This is a genomic window from Candidatus Liberibacter asiaticus, from assembly GCF_000590865.3.
Taxonomy (GTDB): Bacteria; Pseudomonadota; Alphaproteobacteria; order Rhizobiales; family Rhizobiaceae; genus Liberibacter; species Liberibacter asiaticus.
In genome coordinates this window covers 364,072-388,392 of the sequence record NZ_CP010804.2, presented here as the reverse complement: position 1 = coordinate 388,392, position 24,321 = coordinate 364,072, and the positions used below count along the sequence as shown (strand labels likewise).

The window sequence follows — 24,321 nt, the reverse complement described above, 5'->3', positions numbered from 1 at the left end:
AATGAGCAGACAAAAAATTGGGAAATCACCAAATTTCTCTCTTTTTTACGTAAAAGATAAAAAAGAAAGTTGCGTTGATCATGATGGTACGTATCTGGGTTTCTGGATTTATCTGATGAGTGATTGTTTGATGTTTGCCGTTTTTTTTGTAACGTATGCTGTTCTGGGGAAAAATTATGCTGCAGGTCCAGCGCCGATAGATGTTTTTGATATTAGCGGAATCTTTGTTTCGACCATTGTTTTGTTGTTATCATCGCTATCTTGTAGTTTTGCAATGTTAGCTTCAGCTACTAAAAGGCTGATTCATAAAACAGTTAGTTGGTTGTTGGTTACGGCGTTTTTTGGAATGATTTTCATCATAATGGAGATTTATGAATTTGCACATTTGATTTCTATGGAGGCGGTACCTCAGCGTTCTGCATTTCTATCATCTTTTTTTGCTTTGGTGGGTCTGCATGGCTTGCATGTATTTTTTGGTCTTATTTGGCTTTTTGTTCTAGTTATTCAGATTTTAAAGAAAGGTCTTATTTCTGGTAATCAGCGTCGTTTGATCTGTTTATCTATGTTTTGGCATTTCTTGGATTTGATTTGGATATGTGTTTTTTCTTTTGTATACCTTATGGGTGTCGTGTGATCTTTTTGATAGAAGGAAGATAAGGATGAAATATGACAACATTCACAATATGAATATGCATTCTTATGGGACAAAAAAACAATGTTTAGTTGGTTTCATATTATCTTTGATTTTAACCATTATTCCCTTTGGAATAGTTATGAAAGGTTTCTTCCTAGATAAAAATATAATGTGTTTAACAATTGTCCTATGTGCTATTGCGCAAATAATAGTTCATTTAGTGTTTTTCTTGCACATGAGTACCAAGGTTGAAGATGGATGGAGTATTATGGCAATGATTTTCACGATTATCATGGTGGCTATTTGTTTTGTTGGGTCGATGTGGGTGATGTATCATCTTAATAACAATATGATGTCCATGGAGGGTATGCGTAGCATTCATTGATAAAAATTATTGTAATATAATGAGTGGTTTTTGCTATGTTGAGTATTCCTTGATCTAAAAATAACTGTCTGAGGATTGGATTCAGTGTAAAAAATTATTAGTTTGTACATTAATTTTATGTGGTGGGGGAAAGTCGATCTCCCCCTTATTTTTTGAAGACAGAATGATGAGGGAGATTTTCTCCTATGGTAATAAAATTAAGGATTGACAAGTAGTCTTCTAGAAGAAATACTCGAATCATGTTTAGCATTTTCGTTGTTATGTTATGTTATATTTTTATGGCGTAAAAGCTATCAATATTTATTGATTATAGGATGTCTTATCTAATATGCCTAAAGAAGAAACCCTTGAATTTTCTGGTATTGTATCTGAGTTATTGCCGAATGCTAATTTCCGAGTGAAGTTAATTACAAATGATGATGATTCTTCCGCTGATTGCAAATTGGATTCTAAAGTAAAATCCAATTTTTCAGAGTCTGGTTCTGAATCTGGGAACGATGGTGTTGATCCTATTTCGTATCTTGATAATGCGGTAGTTATTGCTTACACTGCAGGTCGTATGCGTAAGCATAGAATTCGCATATCACTTGGGGATAAAGTAAAAGTAGCAATGAATCCATATGATATGACGAGAGCTCGTATTACTTATCGTTTCAAGTGATCATTTTATTTGCGTGCTATTAGGTAGGCTTCCTGTTTAAAATGCTTGTGTGGGGTATTGTGTATCTTGGATAAAACATGCTATTACCGACAGGATTTATCGGATTGTTTAGGTTGTGTATTGCAATTGTAGTCTGAAGAGGATAATAAAACTTGCAAACATCAGATTTTAGGTCATTAAAATCTATTTGTCCTGAATGTAGAAAGGGATCTATGGTTGAGTTTTATCCTTTTTGCTCTACACAGTGTCGTTCGATTGATCTTTCGCGTTGGCTTCATGGTGAGTATGTAATCGCAGCAGTGGAGGATGAAAAATCTGAGGAAGAAGTCAAGGATATATTGTAAATACGATATGTTTTTGTTTCTCAAGATGGTGGTGTCTTTGTGTTAATGCCCAGATAGCTCAGCTTGGTAGAGCAATGGACTGAAAATCCATGTGTCGCCGGTTCAAATCCGGCTCTGGGCACCACGGGTGTTTAAAGTTGATTTACTCCTGCATTTTAAATTTCTGAAACATTGATAATGAAAGTTATCACAGGTTAGTTGGTATTTGAAGCTCTTGAAAGAAATCGTGGATATTGTGTGAAAGGAGTATTGTTTCTTTTCCGTTCTAGATGGTTCTATAAATTGTATTTAACGTATTCTTCTGCCTATAGATCTATCGCGCGTGGATATAGATTTGGTAGTATATATATTATATTCCAAAGATGTCCTCCATTTAGATAAGAATGTGTATGGAGGACACTATTGCGATGTAGGAAGTAAGTATTGTCAATTGTTTATTCCTTTTACACTTATAATTGCAGGGTTATATTAGGCAGTGGATATTATCGAAAAATACTACCGAATTTGTAGCAAATTTATTGGGAAAAATGTAAATAGAATTAGAGGGCATTCCTCTATTTTCTCTCTAAGGTATGCTATCTGAGATCAAATACAAGTCTATTGTTTTATAGACACACGGGGTAGTATTGTGCTGTTAAGCAATTCTTTGAGAAGTCATTTTGAAAAAGCATTTTTGATTTTAGTGCTATTTCTTTTGTGGATGGTATCACCATCTTTTGCTATTGAGCCGATTAATATTTCTTCTAGTGACAGGGTCTTAGATTTAACGTCTATAACGAGAATTTATGTTAATCAGGGGGAAGATTTTCAAGTATTCACGGCAGCAGATATAGATGGTATCAGTAGGCGTATTGAAGTTAGTGCATCAAGTATTCGGCACCGAGGGGATTGGGCTGTTTTTGCGTTGGCCAACACATCTGATAGTCAACTTGAGCGTTTGATTGTTGTCCCTCATTATCGTCTTGTAGGGTCGCATTTTTTTTCCCCAGATCTTGGATCTCGTCGTATTATTTCCGTTACACCTTCAGAAGGGTTTTCTTTGGATCGTATACCTAATTCTGATTCGGATGTATTTCGCATCACTATTAATCCAGGGGCTGTTGTGACTTTTATTATGGAGATAAGTACTCCAAATTTGCCTCAAATCTATCTTTGGGAACCAAATTTTTATAAAGATACAGTCAATTCTTTTACATTATATCGAGGAATCATAATTGGCGTTGCGAGTCTGTTAGCAATTTTTTTAACTATTTTTTATATGGTTAACAGAAGTTCTATGCTTATCCCCACTTTTGCAATGGCATGGGTTGTTCTTGGATATATTAGTATTGACTTTGGTTTTCTTTCTAAACTTGTTAATCTGCCATCAGGGGAACTGTTAATTTGGCGAGCTTGCTCTGAAATAGCATTATCTTCTTCTTTAATTATTTTTCTTTTTATGTATCTACATTGGAATAGATGGCACGCTAAAGTAGGATATATTACGTTTAGTGGGATTGCTTGCATAGCAATATTATTTTGTATGTCTTTTTATTATCCCATGGTAACAGCAAGTATTGCTCGTATTACTCTTGCCAGCATCGTTTTGTATTACACATACTTTATTATTTATCATGGAATGAAAGGGTACGAACGTGCTGTTTTATTGATTCCAGCTTGGATTCTAATTTTTATATGGTTTATTGGGCTATGGATGGCTATAACCAAGCGATTAGATAACGATATTATACAACCAGCTCTTGTTGGTGGCTTAGTATTAATCGTTATACTGATAGGTTTTACGGTGATTCAGCACGTATTGGCAACAGGATATTTTTCTCAGGGTATTTTTTCAGATGGAGAGCGTCAGTCTTTAGCAGTATTGGGATCAGGAGATATTGTATGGGATTGGGATATAGTTCGTGATAGGGTAACAACTACTCCAGATATTGCTACTATATTAGGTTTGGCTTCTGGTTCTATGCATGGACCGATACGCAATTGGTTGCCATATATACATATCAATGATCGAGATAATTTTCGCACTATACTGGATAGTTTCGTAGGATATCGACGGGGAAGATTACAGTATGAATTTAGAGTACGTGCAGCAGACAATCAATTTCATTGGATGATTATTCGGATTCGGCCTATGTCAAATTCCAATGGCGATATTTTACGCTATATTGGAATTGCAAATGATATAACCGAACAGAAAAAGTCTCTAGAAGGTATTTTATGTAATGCATTTCAAGATAATCTGACAGGAATACCGAATCGACAATCCTTTCTAGATCGTCTTACAACAATTCTTGATTTGTCGGCAACAGATGATAACCTACGTCCTACTGTTATGGTTATCGATATTGATAAATATAAGAAGATTAATGATGTATTAGGTATTGCGGTTGGAGACGATGTCCTAGTGTCTTTGACTAGGAGAATTGGTGAATTGTTAAAATTTCCGGATATACTTGCACGTCTCTCTGGTAATCGGTTTGGTATTATTCTTATATCTGAAAATAATTCCTTAAAAATAGCGGATTTTGCGATAGCTATGAGAAAGTCCATAGCCATGCCTATTAATCTTTTGGAACGCGAAATTACGGTTACTGCGTCAATTGGTTTTGCAAGTTGGACAAGCTCTAAGATTACGTCAAGTGAGATGCTTAAAAATGCTGAATTAGCTATGTATCATGCTAAGCATAGAGGAGGAAATCATGTGGAGTCATTTCGAGTTTCTTCTTTTCGCAGTGATAGAGTGATGATAAAAGAAGACTTGTGTCTTGCAGTGGAAAATTCTGAGCTGTATCTCGTATATCATCCTATAATACGTTTAATGGATGAGGAAATTGTAGGGCTTGAAGCGCTTATACAGTGGGATCATCCTAAATGGGGTAATATATCTTCTTCTGAATTTATGTTGATTGCCGAAGAGCTATGTATGATCAAAGCGATAAATTTGTTTATGTTAGAACGGATTGCTAGGGATATTATAAGTTGGCGTGATCAAGCAAATATGCCACCGATTTTTATATTGATTAATATCGCTAGTAAAGATCTTTTAGACAATGAATTATGTGAAGGTATGCAGGCTTTGATTTCTAAGACACTGTATTCTCCTAGTAGGATTAAGTTGTCATTTTCTGAATCTGTTGTGATGGGTAACCCCGAAAGGAGTCGGTTGTTACTTGGTAGGCTGCGAAAAATAGGAATTAGTTTAACTCTTGATGATTTTGGAACGAAATGCTCATTATTGTCATATCTCGGATATATTCCGTTTGATACGGTAAAATTTAATGGATCTTTAATGACTGGTTCTACAGAAAAGCGTATTGCTATATTACGTTCGATCATTCCAATGGCAAAAAATATAGAGACGACGATAATTGCCAAGGATATTTATGGAGAGATTGATATCAAAGAGCTTACTAGGATGGGATGTGATTATATCCAAGATTCTCATGTTGCTTCACCTCTGGGATTTAATTCTATATTGAAATTATTAAAAGAGAGATTCCCTCTCGTTAAAAATACCTAAGCAGAAGCTATTGATAATTTTTTTGTATAGTTCTCATATTAAAAAGTGATATGCCTTATTTTTAATTTTTCTCATCGAAAGGTTTAACGCTCTGTATTTTATTGTCACGGTTTAATTTTATTTGCTCAATTCTCTTTTCCGCAGAACAAAGCAAGAATTCACAATGCGATTTTAGAGCTTCACCCCGTTCATAAATAGAGATGGATTCATCTAAGGTTACATCCCCACGTTCAAGTTTTGCGATGATATTTTCAAGTTCCGATACTGCTTCTTCAAAAGGTAGATGAGATAGATCGTCTAGATTGATTGAATCATCATTCATTATTATTACTCCTCCGGCTACTGTATTATTACCTATGATGGATTGTAATGTATTTCTTGATCCAATATGGATAAAGAATATATTTGTACCTTTAAAAAGTATTCTATAAGTCAATCGCAATAAAGTCTAAAAATATTCATTTATAAATGAACCATATCATCAAGGATTAGAAAGCGTGAGGAAAATATTGTGGTAATCGCCATGGGATTACTAAAATGATATCATATCGATATGACAGTAATTGGACATTAGTCTGCTGTGCAAGCCAAATCGCGCTAGCAGAACGAATGCGTCTGCGGCTATTATGCGAGACAGAAAAAATGGCATCTTGAATATTTTTTCTTGCTTTGACTTCTACGAAAATAACAAGATTATTACGATGTGCAATGATATCAATTTCGCCACAGCGATTGCGATAACGTAAGGCTATAATTTTCCACCCTTTTATCAGCAGGAATGTAGCAGAAAAAAATCAGCGAAAAAACCATATCTTAATGCTTTGCGACGCTTGTGTAACACTTTTAATCCTTTTTTAGGCAATTTTGAGCTTATTTTTTCCGTGTGAGTACTAATAATGGAAAAATTTTCTACATTATTGATAATTGTAGTCCCAATAAAATTCTGAAAAATTATTATCTGAAGGTAGTGATATGTTTTTTTTATTATATGGATACGAGAATATTTGAGTTGATATACTTGGGGAATTTAAAAAACATAAGGAGAATGGTGATATTTATTTATCACCATCAACTATCATTGGTGCTTCAACAGTTGTATAACTCTTTGCGGACTAAAATACGCAATGTATTAATGGAATGTAATTCCCCTAACTTTTCAAAATACCAAAAATTCCATCCGTTACAAGTTTCCGAACCACTTACTTTGGCACCAACACGATGAATAGAGCCTAATTCTGTACCAGAGATCAAAGTGCCATCGGCGCATACAGTTGCACTGATATTTCCTTGAGCATTGGTCAAGATTTGTCCTGGCTGTATTAGTCCTCTTTCTACGAGAAGATTAAAAGCAACACGTGGTTCCGTTCTCTTTCCCGTTAGGACAGTCAGTTCAATATTGCCCAAAGGCTGAACGGATGCGATTCGTTTAGTCGCAATATCAATATAATCTTGTTTCATTTCTATTCCTATAAAGGATCTTCTAAGTTTCTTTGCGACAGCGCCACTGGTCCCAGATCCAAAAAAAGGATCCAAGATTATGTCTCCAGGTTTGGTAGAAGAGACAAGAATACGCGATAAGAGGGCTTCAGGCTTTTGGGTAGGATGCAATTTTTCACCATCTTTATTACGTAAACGTTCCGATCCAGAACAAATGGGGATAAGCCAGTCAGAACGCATTTGCACATCTTCATTGGCTGCTTTTAAAGCGTCGTAGTTAAAAGTATAACCTTTTGCTTTTGGAGAGGGAGATGCCCAAATAAGAGTTTCATGTGCATTTTGGAATCGACGACCTCTGAAATTTGGCATTGGATTGGATTTTCTCCATACAATATCGTTCAATATCCAGAAATTTAGATTCTGTAACATGGTTCCTATCCGAAAAATATTATGGTATGAACCTATGACCCATAATGTTCCATTGGGTTTGAGAACACGTCGACAGGCTAAAAGCCATGCACGCGTAAAAGCATCATAAGCTTCAAAAGAAGAAAATTTATCCCACGAATCAGTTACAGCATCAACTAAAGAATGATCAGGTCGATATAATTGCCCATTTAATTGGAGATTATAGGGAGGATCTGCAAAAATGAGATCAACGGATTTAGCAGGCAATTTTTCCAAAACCGATATGCTATTTCCTTTGATTATTTTGTCTTTCCATTCAAAAATGGAATTTTGATTTTCATTAATAGCAAGAGAGTTCTTTTGGCTCATGAAAGAATACTTTATTTTTGTGTTAACGCTTTTAAACCATGATAATATGGTTACCGAAGTTAGTTGATAAAGTATTAAGCTAAACTGTTTTTGTTAAATTATATGCGAAAATATCAAAAATTGTTCGATATAGAATACTATTCACGTATAGAAAATATCTTAATGATAGTAGAGTTTTTTTCTTCAAGCAGGTCATGATACTATGGACAGGAAATTTATTTGTGCAGTATGGTAAAGTAACGGTAACTATATTGAAATACTTTTTTGATACCGGTATTACGTCGAATTGAGCTACTTTTTCGTATACGTTAGCCGAAGAAAATTATTTTTTCGTTTTAGTGATACTTTTTTTGGGCAAATATGGTTTTTTAGTATTTTATGAAATATATATCCACCCGTAATGTTGACTTAAGTCTTGGTTTTTGTGATACGATTCTTTCTGGATTAGCGACAGATGGGGGGTTGTATATCCCAAAATATATTCCTCGTTTGTCTGAGAAAGAGATCAAGGATCTGCGGGGTTTAAGTTATCAGGAAATTGCGCTATTTATTTTTCGTCTTTTTATTGGACAAGAGATCAAGTCTAGTAAACTTCGGGATATAGTGAACAGGTCATATCATTGTTTTCGAAATGCAGCGGTTACACCGCTGATCCAATTAAATGCGAATGAGTTCCTGTTAGAACTATTTCATGGTCCAACTTTGTCATTTAAAGATATAGCAATGCAATTCATAGCAGAATTGATGGATCATATTTTAGAAGAAAGAGATCATTATATAACAATAGTAGGCGCAACTTCTGGGGATACAGGTGCCGCTGCTATCAAAGCATTTGCAGGTAAGAAAAGAATAAATATGTATATTCTTTTTCCAGAAGGCAGAATTTCTGTTGTTCAGCAAAAGCAAATGACGACTTCTGAAGCATCTAATATTAACGTTATAGCTGTTCAAAGTAGTTTTGATGATTGTCAAAAAATAGTTAAAAATTTATTTTCAGATGTTTTTTTCTGCCATTCAGTCAATCTATCAGGCATTAATTCCATAAATTGGGCGCGTATTATGGCGCAAATTGTTTATTATTTTGTTTCTTCTATTGCTCTAGGTAGTCCAAATCGTAATATTTCTTTTAGCGTTCCAACCGGTAATTTTGGTGACATTTTTGCAGGATATATGGCAAAAATGATGGGACTCCCTATTGAGAAGTTGATTATAGCGACTAATGAAAATGACACACTTGTGCGTATGTTTGATATGGGTATGTATAGGCCAGAAATAGTAATGGAAACTACATCACCTGCAATGGACATACAAATACCTTCTAATTTTGAAAGACTATTATTTGAAATTAGTGGAAGGAATTCTCTTCTTGTAAAAGAAGCATTTTATTCCCTTGAAAACAAAAAGTACTTTCGAATTGATTCTGAGCATTTGCAGAAAATGTCTTTGTCCTTTTCTGCTAAAAGGGCTTCTATGGAAGATGTAAATTCTGTTATTAAGTCTGTTTTAGAAAAGTCTAATTATCTCGTTGATCCGCATACCGCTGTTGGTATTCATGCTGCATTAGCATGCAGGAAGAGTTCTTCAACACCAATGGTAACGCTTGCTACGGCGCATCCTTCAAAATTCCCAGATACTGTCAAAGCGGCTTCAGGTATAGTTCCAGATTGTCCTATATCGTTGGAACAGATGATGCGAAGACCTGAGAATTGTAAAGTGATGAATAAGAATATAGATGAAATTAAAAAATTCATAAAAAAAAGAAATATGGAGAGTAAAATTGAACCTTAGAATTAGCAAAACTTCTTCTGGTATTACCGTTATAACCGAGGTAATGCCAATTGACAGTGCGTTCGTAAAAGTAAATATACGTGCTGGTTCTCGTAATGAAAGGCAAGAAGAACATGGCATGGCTCATTTCCTTGAGCATATGTTATTTAAGGGAACAACTAAACGTACTGCAAAAGAAATTGTAGAAGAGATTGAAAAAGTAGGCGGAGATATCAATGCTTATACGTCACTTGAACATACTTCTTACCATGCTTGGGTTTTAAAAGAGCATGTTCCCTTAGCTCTTGAGATTATAGGTGATATGTTAAGTAATTCTTCCTTTAATCCATCTGATATAGAGCGCGAGAGAAATGTCGTGTTGGAAGAAATTGGTATGTCTGAAGATGATTCATGGGATTTTCTTGATGCCCGTTTTTCGGAAATGGTTTGGAAAGATCAAATTATAGGAAGACCAATTTTAGGGAAACCAGAGACTATTTCATCTTTCACACCAGAGAAAATAATTTCCTTTGTATCCCGTAATTATACAGCAGATCGTATGTACGTAGTATGTGTAGGGGCAGTTGATCATGAATTCTGTGTGTCTCAGGTTGAGAGTTATTTTAATGTGTGTTCAGTGGCAAAAATAAAAGAAAGTATGAAGCCAGCAGTATATGTTGGTGGGGAATATATTCAAAAAAGAGATCTTGCAGAAGAACATATGATGTTAGGATTTAATGGATGTGCATATCAGTCGCGTGATTTCTATCTAACAAATATATTAGCATCTATTCTTGGAGATGGAATGTCTTCAAGGCTTTTTCAAGAGGTTAGAGAAAAACGTGGACTATGCTATTCGATATCAGCCCATCATGAAAATTTTTCTGATAATGGTGTTCTTTACATTGCTTCCGCTACAGCAAAAGAAAACATTATGGCGTTGACATCTTCTATTGTTGAAGTGGTACAGTCCTTGTTGGAAAATATAGAACAAAGAGAAATAGATAAGGAATGTGCTAAAATCCACGCAAAGTTGATAAAAAGTCAAGAACGGTCTTATTTACGTGCTTTGGAAATTTCTAAACAAGTAATGTTTTGTGGTAGTATTTTGTGTAGCGAAAAAATAATCGATACAATATCGGCTATCACCTGTGAAGATATTGTAGGAGTAGCAAAAAAAATATTTAGTAGCACGCCGACTCTTGCAATCTTAGGCCCTCCCATGGATCATGTTCCTACTACTAGTGAATTAATACATGCTTTAGAAGGCTTTAGAAGTATGTAACACAACACCTAGTTACTAAGTAGCCTGTTGTAGGAATGCATCGAACTTGCGAACATTTTTGGAAGGAATATATCTAGAATAAAAAGAAGAGAAAGAATGATCTGGATAAACAATTCTTTTTAAATAGAGTGTTGAAAAGGTAATGTGTGATTTAACTTTTAAAGAAAAATGTTTCCCTAACCAATAAAGCAGGGGATAATAAAAATGAAGAAACTAGTAACGTTGCTACTAACATGATAGATGTAACCCACCGGTTAGAGGTGATATACTTAGTGAAATTCCATATTTTCTTCCCTATATTTTTTTCTTTGAGATCATTACTCCGCATAGTTGATGTCGATGTTGTTCGTCTTACAGCAGAGATATAAGTAGGAATTGTGTTATCGTCTTCTAAAATTCCCTGCTGTATTAGGGATACTCTCTCCAACATATGTTGTATGTCATGAGGACTATTGAACTCTTTTTCTCGTTTTTTTTGATCATAAACCGAATCGCCTTGTGTTTCTGAGATGTCGTGCGGGTGATTATGTTGATCTAAAGAGTTGTTGGAAGATAATATTGGATATTGTTCATTATATGTGTTCGATTCAACTCTGGTTTGATTTACTGATGGAGTATTATCACTACAGAGATTTTTGAAGAGTTCGGAATATTTGTGCGACGCCTGATGGTTTGGAGACAAATCATTAGAGGTAGAGTAAGGTAATCTGCGTCCTTCTTCTGTGAGAGTTCCTAATTTTTGGAAAATTTTCACAAGCATGTCATAAAGTGTAGTGAAGTTTTTGATTGTTTGTTCTGCATGTACTTTCTGTATTTCTTTACAATATTCATGCATATTTTTTTGTAAGATTCGTTCTATATCTTGACTTTTATTGATTGAATTCAACATCGATCTAGCTGTTTTATGGGCAGTTTTAACGATATAATCCTCTAGACCAAAAACATGCTGATCAGGTTCCCGAAGTGTCCTATTATCTTTCAAATCGTTTGTTACAAGATCTTTGATATTAAGAAGTTGATTTTCTAAATTACGTAAAATGGCGGGATCTTCTGAAGTATTTTGCCTTTCCTCCAACTTTAGCATGATATTTGCAACATGGGATTCCAAATTGCCAAGACGTTCACCGATTTTTTCAATGAGGTCTAATCTTGGTTTCGCAGGTTTTTGCTGCTCTCTAACGTCGCTGTGTATATCCTGAACTTGCGCGCCAATACTTTCTAAGTGTTTTTCGAATTTTTCAACAAATTTTTGGGTATAAGACTGGGCATATTTTCTATTTTTTTCGACAGCAGTTTTGATTTCCGATAGTTTGGTATCGAATGATAATACACCTTTTGTTGATATTTTTTCATTCAAAAGCTTCAGTAACGATAAAAGATTATGAGTACTATTTACAATAGATACCAGCTTTTCATCAATACCGGATGCTGCGAATCCATTGTTGTTTTTATCAAAAGTGCACTGCATAACATTCATTTGGCAGGAGAGAGTATTAATTTTTTCGTGAAGATTTTTGAAATCCAATTTTTTAAAGTGTTGTAGAGCACCTTTCCAATTATTTTCTACACTCTGTAGAGAACACTCTTTTGCAATATTTTCCATTTTGGAAAGTATTTTTTCAAGTTGGGAATGAGATTTTTTTATCCCTGGAATAGATATAATACGGCATAATTCAGTTATACTTTTTGATAGCTTAGCCATATCAGAATGAAAAATGTCTATATCATCATCTTCTCGTATTGCAGTACCAGGGATGGTAGGGAGGGATTCTGATTGTAGGTTAGGATCTATACCTCCGTTTTGTTCTGTTTTGCTTTCAATATGTTGTTGCAGATGAGGATTGGAAAGCTTTTTTCTCAAAAGATTAAATATTTGCTTAGTATCATCATTTGTCCTTACTACATTGCAATCATCTTCTCTCTGGATAGGGGAATTCAAGTTGGGATCACTCACTTCTTCATTGCTACCGGCAATTTTTCTTAACGAGGACCACAAAATCTTTATTTTTTCTTTTTGTTCTTGACTTAAAGGCTTGTTTTTCTCTTCCCCTATAACTTTTTGGATCCAATTTTTAATACGATGAATGTCTGTCATACCAGAAGGGTTCTCTAATTCTGATTTTTTAGATACCGCACAACTAGAATGATCTTTTAAGGGTGTTAATCCACTCATCGTGTCTTGTTTACTCTTTAATATTCGATGATAATCGCAACAGGCTTAATACTAATGATCATCCCTCAAACGTAGTTAAAAACTAGTTAATTTATATAATATTTTTGAGATCATTACCTTTTTAAGAGTGAATACCCTGATTACCTGTCTTAAATACCTCAATGATTGATATTTGTAGTGACGATTTATTCTGATTATTACAAAATGTTATTTCGAAGATTACATAGAATGCGTTTTATAAAAACGAAGTCGATGTGGTTAGAAAAAAAATAATATGATACAAGATTTTTATTCGGAGTAACTACAGTTGATTTTCCATCCAAAAGAACAAAGGCTACATTGCGATAAGTTAACAGAACATCGTTAAAAACACGATAGGACTATGGTTCTTTTTCAATTAAAATTAGAGACACCAATATAAATGCAATTACATTGATATACTTTCAATAAAATACAATTTTAGTTTAATTCTCGATTACCTTGTTCTTATTATATGAAGGCATAGCAACAATATTATATCCACAATCTACGTAATGAATTTCCCCAGTCACACCATTAGAGAGATAAGAGAGTAAATAAAGAGCAGAGTTTCCTATATCTTCGAGTGATACGGTGCGTTTAAGAGGAGAGTTTTCTTTGCTCCAAGCAGCGATATCACGCCCATTTGAAATACTGGCACCAGCTAAAGTGCGAACAGGTCCAGCAGAAATAGCATTAATGCGTATGTTCATACCCCCATAATCGCATGCTAAATATTTAGTGGAAGATTCAAGAGCTGATTTAGCAGGTGCCATAGCATTATAATTAGGAACTACTCTCATAGAACCACCATAGGTAAGTGTAATCATAGCACCTCCATGGGGCATTAATTGTGCTGCACGCCTCACGATTTCAGTAAAAGAAAAACAAGATACTAACATAGTCTGGATAAAATTATCACGGCTAGTATTGTAGTAAGGTCCTCTCAATTCATTTTTATCAGAAAAAGCTATGGAGTGGACGACGAAATCTAAGGTTTCCCAACGCTCTTTAATTCGTTCAAATAGTAAATCCATGGATGATGGATCTTCCACGTTACAAGGAATCATAAAATCAGAATCTACCGTTAATGCCAGAGGTTTTAATCTTTTGCCGATTGATTCCCCTTGGTAAGAAAAGGCGAGTTGCGCTCCTGCAGAATGTAATACCTTGGCTATCCCCCATGCTATGGAATGATCATTCGCAACCCCCATAATTAAACCACGTTTTCCTTTTAGGATATTGATCATCCTATCATCCTTTATATCGGCGAAAGACAAGAGTTGCATTTGTTCCACCGAATCCAAAAGAATTGGACAGAACCGTATCAATTTTTGCATTATCAATGCGTTTTCGAACTATTGGGATTCCTTTAAATTCAGGATCGATTTCCTCAATATTTTTACTTTCTCCGATAAACCTCTCTTGCATCATTATTAAACAATAGATTGCCTCTTGAGCTCCTGCAGCGCCTAACGAATGTCCAGTTAGAGACTTCGTTGATTGGATATATGGAATATTACCTTTAAATACCTCTCTAATAGCCTCTACTTCCTTTTTATCTCCTTTAGGAGTTGCTGTTCCATGAGTATTAATATAATCGACGGGCTCTTCCACTGAGCTTAAAGCCTGACGCATGCAACGTATAGCTCCTTCTCCAGAAGGAGACACCATATCGTCGCCATCACACGTACTGCCATACCCAGTTAATTCAGCATAAATTTTTGCACCACGTGCTTTAGCTCGTTCCATTTCCTCCAGAACAATGACTGCTGCTCCGCCAGATATTACAAATCCATCGCGTCTAGAATCATATGGTCTAGAGGCAGAACAAGGATCGTGATTGAAATGTGACGACATGGCGCCCATTGCATCAAAAAGATTAGACATCGTCCAATCAAGATCTTCTTGTCCCCCTGCAAACATTATATCTTGTTTCCCAGATTGAATTAATTCTGCAGCATTCCCGATGCAATGGGCAGAAGTAGCGCAAGCTGAAGAAATTGAATAGCTAGTTCCGCGTATTTTAAACCAAGTTGACAAAGTGGCAGATGCCGTAGATGACATTGCTTTAGGTACTGCAAATGGACCTATACGCCGAGTACTACAATGTTCGCGAGTAAGATCAGCGGCACTAACAATGCATTTCGTAGAAGGCCCACCTGATCCAGCAATTAACCCTGTCCTTTCATGAGTTATTTCACACGGTTGCAGGCGGGAATCGGTAATCGCTTCTTGCATAGCGAGATGCCCCCACGTTCCTCCCTGTGATAGAAAACGCATGGCTTTTCGGTCAATCAACTCTGCTGCATTAAGAAGGGGTTTCCCCCATACTTGGCAACGAAAGCCAAATTTCGCAAAATCTTCTGAGAATGTAATGCCAGATCTTGCTTCTCGCAACGAAATCGCCACCTCAGAAACATTATTCCCTATGGAAGACACAATCCCCATTCCTGTAACAGCTACCCGTCTCATAATAAAAGTCTCTTCCTTTTATTTGCAATAACTACGTTTTGCACTAAGTCACTCCACGGTCTATAGTAAGGCAAACGCGTAAATCGTTTGCTTGATATATTTCTTTTCCATTGACTTTTACCCATCCATCAGCAGCCCCAAGAACTACTCGACCCCGCAATATCTTTTTAAAGTCTATTCCATATTCAACGAGTTTACAATCAGGTGTTACCATACCCCTAAATTTTATGTTAGAAACGGATACGGCTCTTCCTTTCCCCAGTTCTCCCAACCATCCGAGAAAAAAACCTGTAAGTTGCCATAGGGCGTCTAATCCAAGACATCCGGGCATCACAGGATCGTTTTTAAAATGGCAATCGAAGAACCACAAGTTAGGGGTAATGTCCATTTCAGCACGTACCACCCCTTGGTTATAATTGCCTCCAGTTTCAGAAATTTGTGTTATACGGTGGAACATTAGCATGGGAGGTTTAGGAAGTTGCGCATTGCCTTCTCCAAACATTTCTCCTTCTCCACAGCGAAGAATCTCCTCGTAAGTATAGCTAGATTTTCTATTTTTCATGACAAAACGCTCTATCCTAAATTTCCTTTTTTAATCTTTAGAGTTGCGATATCACATTCCGATCAATAAAGCACTTATTCTACAATAAATCCTCTATATTATTAGGATGGATACAGAAAGTATGTATTGCTTCTCCCAATAAATTTGCGATTCTTCCTCCTAAGAACGAGGACTTCATAAGCTAAAGTTCCAACTAACTCAACGCAAAAACACTTTTTACACAGGACTTACCACGTGTCGTTTACGGATATACGATCTGTATCTGAATTGCAACGATATGAAGTCGGTTTTTTGAGCATAAAGCCTCGCCGCATACTAAATAGCATAAATGCATGCTTGCGATGTACTACGCAAACTTATTAAAGAAGTTTTTAATCTCAGAGAGGTATTGTCAATTCTTGCGCGCATTTTCGAGAGCGTTTAATAACGCACATGGATAGCTACTAGAATTATATAGTAATAGTGGCACACATTGCCTGCTTAGTGGTGGAGCTAAGCGGAATCGAACCGCTGACCTCTTGCATGCCATGCAAGCGCTCTACCAACTGAGCTATAGCCCCTGACCTGCAACGAATTTGACCAAATTAGAATTTCTTAGCGCATAAGGGCTAGGAAACTTAATCATGGCTAAATCGTTAATTGCCTATATTTTATCCTTTACAATCGTCAGTTTTCGTCTGCATCATCAGGGATACTAATATCCATGTCAACTACATCGGTGTCGGTATCGGTATCATTCTGTTCGAGGAAATCGTCGTCGTCATCAAGATCCATTTCTTGAACATATTCCATATCAAGGCTAGTATCATCTTCTTCCTTGGATATAGGGCTTTCTTCTTCTTCTTCTGATGTGTGCTTCACGAAAGGCTTAACCTCCGTCTCTTCTTCGAGACTACAAATTTCTTTTTCTTTTTCAGGAGAGGTGGGGGCTTCAAAGTATGCGAGAGGCCAAGAATTTTGTGTGTAAGGAGATACAATCACTTGTTTGTTTAAATCATAAAACCTTTTACCCGTATCTGGGCAAGTTCTTTTAGTTCCAAGCTCTGGTTTTGCCAAAATGTAAAGTCCTCATGTTAGGTGAATTAGCGCAATCTACGCCATCTATAACAAGGATGGAACTTTATTATAAGGATTATAAAAAAGCAAGAGAGCATGTGTTTGTAATAATACATTTTTATTTGCAATATTGTAATTCGAGAGGTAGCGTGTTTTTCTCTAATTCAGAGCTTAGTTAAGTGGAAATTTTTGCCCTTCATGTCATTTGTTTGTAAAAAAAGTACGATTCAATCATCTTATTCATGTGGTCTTCAGGGAACTATTTGCATTCCAGGAGATAGGTCTCTTTCACATTTTTCTATCATATTAGGGGGCATTGCTGCAGGAGAGACGCAGATAAGGGGGGTGTTGGAAAGCGATGATGTGCTCAATACAATGAGAATGATGCATTATTTAGGAGCACGTTTTACTAAAAAAGACAGAGAATGGATTGTCCAAGGTGTAGGCAATGGATGTTTGTTATCCCCAGAATATCCATTAGATTTTAAAGGCTTCGATATGGGATATGGACTCATGATGGGAGTTGTCGGCGTATATGATTTTCAAACTTTTTTTAAGGGAAGGGCAGAAATTTTACAGCCGACAATCGAATCTCTCTTAGCCCCTTTATATCAGATGGGAGTTCAGGTAAAACTTCCTGAAGATAAGCGTCTTCCATTGGTTTTGCATGGTCCAAGAACACCAAATCCAATTGTATATAAATCTCCTATGGATTCAGTGCAATCGAAATCGGTTGTTTTATTAGCAGGACTCAATACTCCCGGCATTACCGAAGTTATAGAGCCTGTAAAGACACAAGATCATATGGAAATTATCCTCAAAGAATTTGGAGTCGATTTATTAATCAAGTCCGATACCATTGAAGATTATTCAGTTCGAATAGAAGGAAGAAAAAGGATTTCAGGATGTAATTTAAAAATACCAGGAGATTCTTCTATTGCTTTTTTCCCATTAGCCGCTGCTTTATTGATTCCTGGATCTGATATAAAGCTTTTAAATGTGTTAACTAATCCATTGCGAGTTGGAATAATTGACATCTTGCGAGAAATGGGAGCGGATATTACTCTCTCAAATTCTCGCATTGAGAGTGGTGAAAATATTGCTGACATTCGAGTCCGTTTTTCCAAGATCAAAGGGATTACGATATCCGATAATCGTTTACGATCTATAGTAGATGAATATCCTATTTTATTGGTGATTTCTGCTTTTGCCGAAGGAGAAACGATTATAAAGGGGCTGGCAGAGGTAATGACATCCAAGCAATTCTCTGGGATTATCGAATGCTTCAATATTAATAATATTCAATATGAAAGAGAGGGGGATTATCTCATGATTAAAGGAGTCCCTGGAGGTAAGGGATTGGGATGTAGTACAGGGCATATGGTGCAATCAAAGTTTGGTTATCGTGTAGCAATGAGCTTTCTTGTTATGGGGCTTGCATCGGAATATTCGGTTGTTGTTGACGATTATACTATGATCTCTACTATTTTTCCAGATTTTATAAACTTAATGAAGACTTTAGGCGCTAGGATTGAATGGGTAGATTAGAATCACAGAGTATTATTATTGCTATTGATGGCACTGCGGCGGCTGGCAAAGGAGTATTATCTCGTTTTATTGCGCTTGAATATGGATTTCATTATCTTGATACGGGGCTGATTTATCGAGCTGTTGCTAAAAATATTTTAGATGCTGGTATATCATTAGATGATGAAAAAATGGCAATAAAAATAGCGCAAAATATCGTATTGTCTAATCTAGATAAGGCACAACTTTCTTCAAATGCCATTGCTAATGTGGCATCACAGGTTGCTTCAATAGATTCTGTTCGTGATGCGCTAATTGATATTCAACGGTCTTTTGCTCAAAATAAACTGGGTGTGATTCTTGATGGGAGAGATATAGGGACAATCATTTTTCCAGATGCTAGGATAAAATTTTACGTAACAGCTTCTTTGGATATACGAGCGCGGAGGCGTTATAATGAAATGGTTTCTCGTGGAGAAAAAGTTGATTACGTTAAGATTCTTGAAGATTTACGAAATCGTGATAATCAAGATAGAAATCGGAGTTATTGCCCACTTGTACGAGATAAGGATGCTTATTTTTTTGATACATCGGAGATGGATATAGGTACTATGTGTAAAGTTGCAAAAGGACTTATTGACACAAAGCTTGACAACAGTTAAAAGTTCTTGCCTGCTTTCTTTTTTTGTGTGATTTTAGGTTTTTGTTACGTTCGTTGATTTCAGATTGTTTCGTTGATCTCAGATTATTGGGACAGATGAAGTAATAGGATTTTTTGTTTGTTGCTTATCAGGAGTGTTGATGTCTTTTACCAATCCGTCCCGCGAGGATTTTGCTACCCTTCTTGAGGAGAGCTTTACTAAGAAGGATCTTGCTGAGAATTGTGTAACTAAGGGTATCGTTGTAGGCCTAGAGAAGGATACTGTAGTTGTTGATGTAGGGCTCAAATTTGAGGGGCGTATTCCTCGAAGGGAGTTCATGGGGAAAGGGCAGTATACTCCTATCAAGGTTGGCGATGAAGTTGAAGTGTATGTTGAACGCACAGAGAATTCTTTAGGAGAGGCTGTTTTCTCTCGAGATAAAGCATTGCGTGAAGGGGTATGGGAAAAAATAGAAGCCAAATTTCGGGCTGGAGAGAGAATCGAAGGTGTGATATTTAACCAAGTTAAAGGTGGAATGACTGTTGATCTTAATGGAGAAGTGGCTTTTTTGCCGCGTTCGCAGATAGATATTCGCCCAGTTAGAGATGTTACTCCTCTCATGCATGAACCTCAGCTTTTTGAGATTTTGAAGATGGATAAAAGACGTGGGAATATCGTTGTTTCCCGACGTGCAGTCCTAGAGGAATCACGCGCCGAACAGCGTTCTGAGATAGTCCAGAAGCTTGAAGAGGGGCAGGTTATCGAAGGTACTGTCAAGAATATTACGGATTATGGCGTATTTGTGGATTTGTCTGGCGTTGATGGTTTGTTACATGTTACTGATATAGCATGGCATCGTATTCTTCATCCTTCAAAAGTTTTAAGTATAGGACAGCAAGTTAAAGTAAAGATTATACGGATTAATCAGGAAACACATCGAATATCTCTGGGGATGAAACAATTAGAAAAAAATCCTTGGGATGATGTTCAGGATAAGTATGTTGAAGGGAGTAAGGTTTCGGGTGTTGTTACAAACCTTACAGATTATGGAGTGTTTGTCGAATTGCAATCTGGTATTGAGGGATTAGCTCATATTTCTCAAATATCTTGGACGAAGAAGAACATTCATCCTAGCAAGATTCTTTCCGTTGGGCAGCAAGTTGAGGTTGTTATTTTGGAAGTTAATCCTGCTAGAAAGCGCATCTCTCTCGGGTTAAAGCAAGCCCTTATTAATCCTTGGGAAGAGTTTTCCAAAAGTCATCCGCCTGGTACGGAGGTTGAGGGTGAAGTTAAAAACAAGACTGATTTTGGATTATTTATTGGTCTAGACGAACATTTAGATGGGATGATACACCTTTCTGATCTTGATTGGAATCGTCCAGGGGAAAAGGTGATTGCAGAGTATGCTAAAGGAGATATCGTTAAAGCGGTTGTTCTAGATATTGACGTTGGAAAAGAGCGTATATCTTTAGGGGTGAAACAGCTCAGTGGCTCTGCTCCGGACGTTGTCGATTCTGTGAGTAGCTTGCGGAAGAATGATGTCGTATCGTGTGAAGTAATTTCTGTTAGTGAAGGTGGTATAGAAGTTTCTCTTATTGATCACAAGGGTATTAATTCCTTTATACGTCGTTCTGATTTATCGCGTGATCGTGTAGATCAGGATCCTGGACGTTTTTCCAAAGGGCAAATAGTAGACGCTTGCGTTGTCAATGTCTCTAAGAAGGATGGAAAAGTTTCTTTGTCTATCAAAGCTTTGGAAATAGCAGAAGAGAAAGGTGCTGTTGCACAATTTGGTTCTTCAGATTCAGGAGCATCGCTAGGTGATATACTGGGTATGGCTCTTAAGAATCGTGGGAATGATGCTGGCGATTCCAATGATAATCAGGGATAGATTTGTTTTTTATTAGAAGGATTCCTTGTGGACTAAAAGGTTGGATGGCTCAGTGATTCAGGGTCTTTCTAATAGGACAGATGGCCGAGTGGTCTAAGGCGCACGCCTGGAACGCGTGTATACGTTAAAGCGTATCGAGGGTTCGAATCCCTCTCTGTCCGCCATGAAAATGGAAATGACGTTATCTAGATAGAGGCCTTGAGTTAAAAAATATACTCCTATTTTGCGGTTTTTTCTCGCTTATGCCGGTGAATGGGTAGTTTTAAATAGGCAATGAATATATTTTTTTCTGTTTTATTAATGCTTTGCTATAAAGATGGCGAATTATTTGGCAGAAATTATTTATGATTTTTTTATTTTAAATATTTTTAGATAGCGCTTGATTTCGGAGATATCTCCTGTCGTTTTAGCTGGATCATCCGATAGTTTAACGGCATGTTTGTCGTTGGCCTTAGTTACTTTGCATACAATTTGCAATTTTTCTGTTTGTAGATTCTGATAAGGTGTGCAACCATCAAAATCGTTTGTGAGGTTTGTCCCCCATCCAAAGATCATTTGTACGCGATTTTCGAAGTGTTTATAAGTATAGATGATTGAATCAACATCAAGATTATCTGAGAAAACCAAGAATTTATTTTGTGGGTTGCAATTCATTTTTTTCCACCAAGCAATGATTTTTTCTCCCCCTTCAATAGGAGATGCGCTATCATGACGAAACCCTTTCCATTGAGTCATCCAGGAAGGGGCGTGTTCTAAGAAAAAATCAGTTCCAAAAGAGTCGGGTAATACTATAAGTAGATTGTCATCGTACAATCTATTCCACTGTTGCATCATTTGATAAGGGGCATTTTGAGTTTCTATGTCTGTGCGTGTGATTGCAGCTGCTACCATAGGCAATTCATGTGCACTAGTTCCAATGGCGTTGATTTTATAATTCATTGCAAGAAGGGCATTAGAAGTGCCAAGAAATGAATCTTTAATGCCTTCTTGTAAAGCTTCGATGCACCATTTCTGCCATGTGAGAGAGTGTCGGCGACGTGTTCCAAAATCCACTATTTTTAATCCAGAGAAATTTTTTAATTTGATAATCTTGGACCAGAGTTTTTTTTTTGCTTGGGCGTACAGTAGATCTACAGAAAAAGGATTCATTGAACGAACAGTGATGCGAGAATAAAGTGTGCTTATTATGATCAAGGAAGGAATTTCCCATAAGGTTACATCTTTCCATAATCCATGAAAATTAAGGACATACTGTCCTTTTTTATGTGAAAGATCATATTCTGGTAGCTGAAAATCAGAAAGCCATGATAGAAATTTCGGTTCAAAAAGTTGCTTTTTCCCATAGAAACTATTCTCGACAAGCCATTTCCTTTCTTTTTCAGTGATTCGTAAGGAGCGGACATGATCTAGTTGGGTGCGTAACTCGGACTCGTCTATTTTATCTGATAAATGTAATTGTGTTTGACGATTAAATAGCGAAAAAGTAACTTTAATATCTGGGTAGAATTTCCAAATTAATTGTAACATAAGAATTTTATAAAAATCTGTATCCAGCAAACTACTGATTATAGGATCAGATGTTGAAAAATATTCTTTCATCAGGGTTTTCCTTCTTTTTTAAGGAGGGAGATTGTTATAATGCACCTTGTTCTTATTATGTGAATCGCTGACATTGAACGTTTGGATGATATACCTTAGTTCACTATCTTATGAGGTGACTTTATTGCTTAAATCAGTATTATCAATTCCTCGCATACCATTTTTTGTATCTTGGTGCGCGTTTTAAATCAGGAGCTGTAATAGTACATTTTTTTAGCAAGGTATGGTTCTATTATCAACTAAATCTTATTGATGAATTGTGTTGTTTAGTATTATATGGTGAGAAATTTTTTGTATCGTACGGAAATGCAGGGGCTATATGAAGATTACTGTTGAGCGTTCTGATATATTGGAACTTTTAGGTCATGCTTGTAGGATTATTGAGCGCAAGAATACTATTCCCGTTTCATGTCATGTTTTACTGCAGGCCAATGATGGTCTTTTGGAGATAAAGGCAAGCGGTCCTGAAATTGAAATTACGGGAGCGATCCCTGCTAGCGTTGATGTTTGTGGTTCTATTACTGTTTCTGCGCATCTTCTTTATGATATAGTACGTAAGTTGCAAGATGGTGCGCAGATTTCGTTTTTTAAGGAAAATGAACTTGGAACAGAAGTAAATATTTCTCATGGAGATTCAAATTTTTATTTACAGTCTTTTCCAGAATCGGAATTTCCTAGTACAAAAGAAGAAGAGTATGTGTATTCTTTTGAACTTGCGTCTTCTGTTTTAAAAAATCTTGTAGAACGCACGCATTTTGCGATGGCGACTGAAGAGATAAGATATTACTTAAATGGTATTTTTTTTCATATTAATGAAGAAGATCTGAAATTATGTGCTGTGGCAACTGATGGGCATCGTTTGGCGGTAGCTGAGGTTGACATTGTGGCCCAAATAGCAAAGATGCCGAGTATTATTGTGCCCCGTAAAGCAGTTGGAGAAATTCTCAGGATTCTTTCTAGCAAAGATTCGTCTGTAAAGGTTAGTCTTTCTGAATCACGCATTCATTTGAATATAGAATCCCTTTCTATGAGTGTAAGGTTGATAGATGGAGAATTTCCTAACTATCAAAATGTAATTCCTTGTAGTAATGATAAAGAATTACGAGTTAATTGTACTAACTTGAGGCAAGCTGTGGATCGCGTATCAATAATGTCGTCTGTGCGGATCCAAGCAGTAAAGTTGTCTTTATCTTCTGATAAACTATGTATGACAGTTGATAATCCTGATATGGGGAAAGCAATAGAAAGTATGAATGTGTATTATAACGAATGTCCCATGGATATTTGTTTTAATTATAAATATTTACTGGAAATTATTGATAATATTTCAAGTGATGAAGTCGTTGACGATGAAGTTGTTTTTCGATTGGATAGTTCTAATTCATCTGTTTTTATCCGAGGGAAAGACAAAGATAGCAAAAATAACAAAGATAACAAAGTGAATGCATTTTATGTTTTGATGCCTATGAGGATATAGAGGTATTAAAATCCAAAGTTTATATTTATAAAATGCGTGAAATACAGATTATAAATTGTGAACTACCAGTTTTTTCAATTTTGATTGGTCAG

The 24,321-nt window shown here is 36.2% G+C and carries 20 protein-coding genes, 3 tRNA genes and 1 pseudogene; 14 read left to right on the top strand and 10 right to left on the bottom strand.

Going from position 1 to position 24,321, the window contains the following annotated elements:
* Nucleotide 1: 1 nt before the first annotated feature.
* The 7 genes and pseudogenes from cyoC (at nt 2) to CD16_RS01720 (ending at nt 5,544) form a co-directional block, all read left to right on the top strand.
* Entirely contained in the window at nt 2-634 is a 633-nt protein-coding gene (gene cyoC / locus CD16_RS01745; protein ID WP_012778691.1) for a cytochrome o ubiquinol oxidase subunit III, read from the top strand.
* A gap of 25 nt (nt 635-659) precedes the next feature.
* A complete protein-coding gene (gene cyoD / locus CD16_RS01740) occupies nt 660-1,019 on the top strand; it encodes a cytochrome o ubiquinol oxidase subunit IV (RefSeq protein ID WP_012778690.1) in 360 nt (119 codons plus the stop codon).
* 328 nt (nt 1,020-1,347) lie between these two features.
* Nucleotides 1,348-1,443 (top strand): annotated as a pseudogene (locus CD16_RS05770) (translation initiation factor IF-1); the annotation flags it as partial.
* A complete protein-coding gene (locus CD16_RS01735) occupies nt 1,417-1,680 on the top strand; it encodes a S1 domain-containing protein (RefSeq protein WP_236301225.1) in 264 nt (87 codons plus the stop codon). The pseudogene CD16_RS05770 and the gene CD16_RS01735, both read left to right, overlap by 27 nt.
* A 212-nt stretch (nt 1,681-1,892) precedes the next feature.
* Complete coding sequence (gene yacG / locus CD16_RS01730) at nt 1,893-2,024, top strand: DNA gyrase inhibitor YacG (RefSeq protein WP_420895847.1); 132 nt, start codon at nt 1,893-1,895, stop codon at nt 2,022-2,024.
* Nucleotides 2,025-2,071: 47 nt separating this feature from the next.
* Nucleotides 2,072-2,148, top strand: a tRNA-Phe gene (locus CD16_RS01725).
* A gap of 576 nt (nt 2,149-2,724) precedes the next feature.
* A complete protein-coding gene (locus CD16_RS01720) occupies nt 2,725-5,544 on the top strand; it encodes an EAL domain-containing protein (RefSeq protein WP_244894241.1) in 2,820 nt (939 codons plus the stop codon).
* Between the two features lie 61 nt (nt 5,545-5,605).
* On the opposite strand, the gene CD16_RS01715 is transcribed toward CD16_RS01720, so the two are convergent.
* The 3 genes from CD16_RS01715 to CD16_RS01705 all read right to left on the bottom strand — a co-directional run bounded on the left by CD16_RS01715 (nt 5,606) and on the right by CD16_RS01705 (nt 7,758).
* A complete protein-coding gene (locus CD16_RS01715) occupies nt 5,606-5,866 on the bottom strand; it encodes an exodeoxyribonuclease VII small subunit (RefSeq protein ID WP_012778686.1) in 261 nt (86 codons plus the stop codon).
* Nucleotides 5,867-6,032: 166 nt separating this feature from the next.
* Complete coding sequence (locus CD16_RS01710; protein WP_329608410.1) at nt 6,033-6,296, bottom strand: YraN family protein; 264 nt, start codon at nt 6,294-6,296, stop codon at nt 6,033-6,035.
* A gap of 334 nt (nt 6,297-6,630) precedes the next feature.
* Entirely contained in the window at nt 6,631-7,758 is a 1,128-nt protein-coding gene (locus tag CD16_RS01705; RefSeq protein WP_012778685.1) for a site-specific DNA-methyltransferase, read from the bottom strand.
* Between the two features lie 378 nt (nt 7,759-8,136).
* Here CD16_RS01705 and thrC point away from each other — a divergent pair, with 378 nt between their 5' ends.
* Both thrC and CD16_RS01695 read left to right on the top strand, forming a co-directional pair.
* Nucleotides 8,137-9,546 carry a threonine synthase gene (gene thrC, locus CD16_RS01700; RefSeq protein WP_012778684.1) on the top strand — a complete coding sequence of 470 codons (1,410 nt, stop codon included), beginning with the start codon at nt 8,137-8,139 and terminating at the stop codon, nt 9,544-9,546.
* On the top strand, nt 9,536-10,810 hold the full coding sequence (locus CD16_RS01695) for a M16 family metallopeptidase (protein ID WP_012778683.1): 1,275 nt from the start codon (nt 9,536-9,538) through the stop codon (nt 10,808-10,810). Before thrC ends, CD16_RS01695 begins: the two co-directional genes overlap by 11 nt.
* A 151-nt stretch (nt 10,811-10,961) precedes the next feature.
* On the opposite strand, the gene CD16_RS01690 is transcribed toward CD16_RS01695, so the two are convergent.
* The 6 genes from CD16_RS01690 to CD16_RS01665 form a co-directional block, all read right to left on the bottom strand.
* Nucleotides 10,962-12,983, bottom strand: coding sequence for a hypothetical protein (locus tag CD16_RS01690; protein WP_040055289.1), 2,022 nt, complete (start codon nt 12,981-12,983; stop codon nt 10,962-10,964).
* Between the two features lie 464 nt (nt 12,984-13,447).
* The gene (locus CD16_RS01685) at nt 13,448-14,251 is read right to left on the bottom strand and encodes an SDR family oxidoreductase (protein ID WP_012778681.1); all 804 of its coding nucleotides are present in this window, start codon (nt 14,249-14,251) and stop codon (nt 13,448-13,450) included.
* Between the two features lie 4 nt (nt 14,252-14,255).
* Complete coding sequence (gene fabB / locus CD16_RS01680; protein WP_012778680.1) at nt 14,256-15,476, bottom strand: beta-ketoacyl-ACP synthase I; 1,221 nt, start codon at nt 15,474-15,476, stop codon at nt 14,256-14,258.
* Nucleotides 15,477-15,519: 43 nt separating this feature from the next.
* Nucleotides 15,520-16,038 (bottom strand): bifunctional 3-hydroxydecanoyl-ACP dehydratase/trans-2-decenoyl-ACP isomerase, encoded by a 519-nt coding sequence (fabA, locus tag CD16_RS01675; RefSeq protein ID WP_012778679.1) that lies wholly within the window; start codon nt 16,036-16,038, stop codon nt 15,520-15,522.
* Between the two features lie 484 nt (nt 16,039-16,522).
* Nucleotides 16,523-16,598, bottom strand: a tRNA-Ala gene (locus CD16_RS01670).
* A gap of 106 nt (nt 16,599-16,704) precedes the next feature.
* Entirely contained in the window at nt 16,705-17,094 is a 390-nt protein-coding gene (locus CD16_RS01665; RefSeq protein WP_012778678.1) for a TIGR02300 family protein, read from the bottom strand.
* Nucleotides 17,095-17,292: 198 nt separating this feature from the next.
* Here CD16_RS01665 and CD16_RS01660 point away from each other — a divergent pair, with 198 nt between their 5' ends.
* The 4 genes from CD16_RS01660 to CD16_RS01645 all read left to right on the top strand — a co-directional run bounded on the left by CD16_RS01660 (nt 17,293) and on the right by CD16_RS01645 (nt 21,317).
* Nucleotides 17,293-18,642 carry a 3-phosphoshikimate 1-carboxyvinyltransferase gene (locus CD16_RS01660; RefSeq protein ID WP_012778677.1) on the top strand — a complete coding sequence of 450 codons (1,350 nt, stop codon included), beginning with the start codon at nt 17,293-17,295 and terminating at the stop codon, nt 18,640-18,642.
* Nucleotides 18,630-19,283 carry a (d)CMP kinase gene (gene cmk, locus CD16_RS01655; protein ID WP_012778676.1) on the top strand — a complete coding sequence of 218 codons (654 nt, stop codon included), beginning with the start codon at nt 18,630-18,632 and terminating at the stop codon, nt 19,281-19,283. The genes CD16_RS01660 and cmk overlap by 13 nt, the downstream gene beginning before the upstream one ends.
* A gap of 139 nt (nt 19,284-19,422) precedes the next feature.
* Nucleotides 19,423-21,153: a 30S ribosomal protein S1 gene (gene rpsA, locus CD16_RS01650; RefSeq protein WP_040055288.1), complete on the top strand. Its 1,731-nt coding sequence runs from the start codon at nt 19,423-19,425 to the stop codon at nt 21,151-21,153.
* 74 nt (nt 21,154-21,227) lie between these two features.
* A tRNA-Ser gene (locus tag CD16_RS01645) sits at nt 21,228-21,317 on the top strand.
* 178 nt (nt 21,318-21,495) lie between these two features.
* On the opposite strand, the gene pncB is transcribed toward CD16_RS01645, so the two are convergent.
* Entirely contained in the window at nt 21,496-22,752 is a 1,257-nt protein-coding gene (pncB, locus tag CD16_RS01640) for a nicotinate phosphoribosyltransferase (protein WP_012778674.1), read from the bottom strand.
* Between the two features lie 319 nt (nt 22,753-23,071).
* Between pncB and dnaN the strand changes: the two genes are divergently transcribed.
* Nucleotides 23,072-24,229, top strand: coding sequence for a DNA polymerase III subunit beta (dnaN, locus tag CD16_RS01635; protein ID WP_012778673.1), 1,158 nt, complete (start codon nt 23,072-23,074; stop codon nt 24,227-24,229).
* The last annotated feature ends 92 nt before the right edge of the window (nt 24,230-24,321 follow it).

Excerpts from the sequence above, each read along its gene's own strand:
- cyoC (WP_012778691.1), top strand. The coding sequence starts at position 2 with ATGAGCAGACAAAAAATTGGGAAATCACCAAATTTCTCTCTTTTTTAC.
- cyoD (WP_012778690.1), top strand. The coding sequence starts at position 660 with ATGAAATATGACAACATTCACAATATGAATATGCATTCTTATGGGACA.
- yacG (WP_420895847.1), top strand. The coding sequence starts at position 1,893 with ATGGTTGAGTTTTATCCTTTTTGCTCTACACAGTGTCGTTCGATTGAT.
- CD16_RS01720 (WP_244894241.1), top strand. The coding sequence starts at position 2,725 with ATGGTATCACCATCTTTTGCTATTGAGCCGATTAATATTTCTTCTAGT.
- CD16_RS01715 (WP_012778686.1), bottom strand. The coding sequence starts at position 5,866 with ATGAATGATGATTCAATCAATCTAGACGATCTATCTCATCTACCTTTT.
- CD16_RS01705 (WP_012778685.1), bottom strand. The coding sequence starts at position 7,758 with ATGAGCCAAAAGAACTCTCTTGCTATTAATGAAAATCAAAATTCCATT.
- thrC (WP_012778684.1), top strand. The coding sequence starts at position 8,137 with ATGAAATATATATCCACCCGTAATGTTGACTTAAGTCTTGGTTTTTGT.
- CD16_RS01690 (WP_040055289.1), bottom strand. The coding sequence starts at position 12,983 with ATGAGTGGATTAACACCCTTAAAAGATCATTCTAGTTGTGCGGTATCT.
- CD16_RS01685 (WP_012778681.1), bottom strand. The coding sequence starts at position 14,251 with ATGATCAATATCCTAAAAGGAAAACGTGGTTTAATTATGGGGGTTGCG.
- fabB (WP_012778680.1), bottom strand. The coding sequence starts at position 15,476 with ATGAGACGGGTAGCTGTTACAGGAATGGGGATTGTGTCTTCCATAGGG.
- fabA (WP_012778679.1), bottom strand. The coding sequence starts at position 16,038 with ATGAAAAATAGAAAATCTAGCTATACTTACGAGGAGATTCTTCGCTGT.
- CD16_RS01660 (WP_012778677.1), top strand. The coding sequence starts at position 17,293 with ATGTCATTTGTTTGTAAAAAAAGTACGATTCAATCATCTTATTCATGT.
- cmk (WP_012778676.1), top strand. The coding sequence starts at position 18,630 with ATGGGTAGATTAGAATCACAGAGTATTATTATTGCTATTGATGGCACT.
- rpsA (WP_040055288.1), top strand. The coding sequence starts at position 19,423 with ATGTCTTTTACCAATCCGTCCCGCGAGGATTTTGCTACCCTTCTTGAG.
- pncB (WP_012778674.1), bottom strand. The coding sequence starts at position 22,752 with ATGAAAGAATATTTTTCAACATCTGATCCTATAATCAGTAGTTTGCTG.
- dnaN (WP_012778673.1), top strand. The coding sequence starts at position 23,072 with ATGAAGATTACTGTTGAGCGTTCTGATATATTGGAACTTTTAGGTCAT.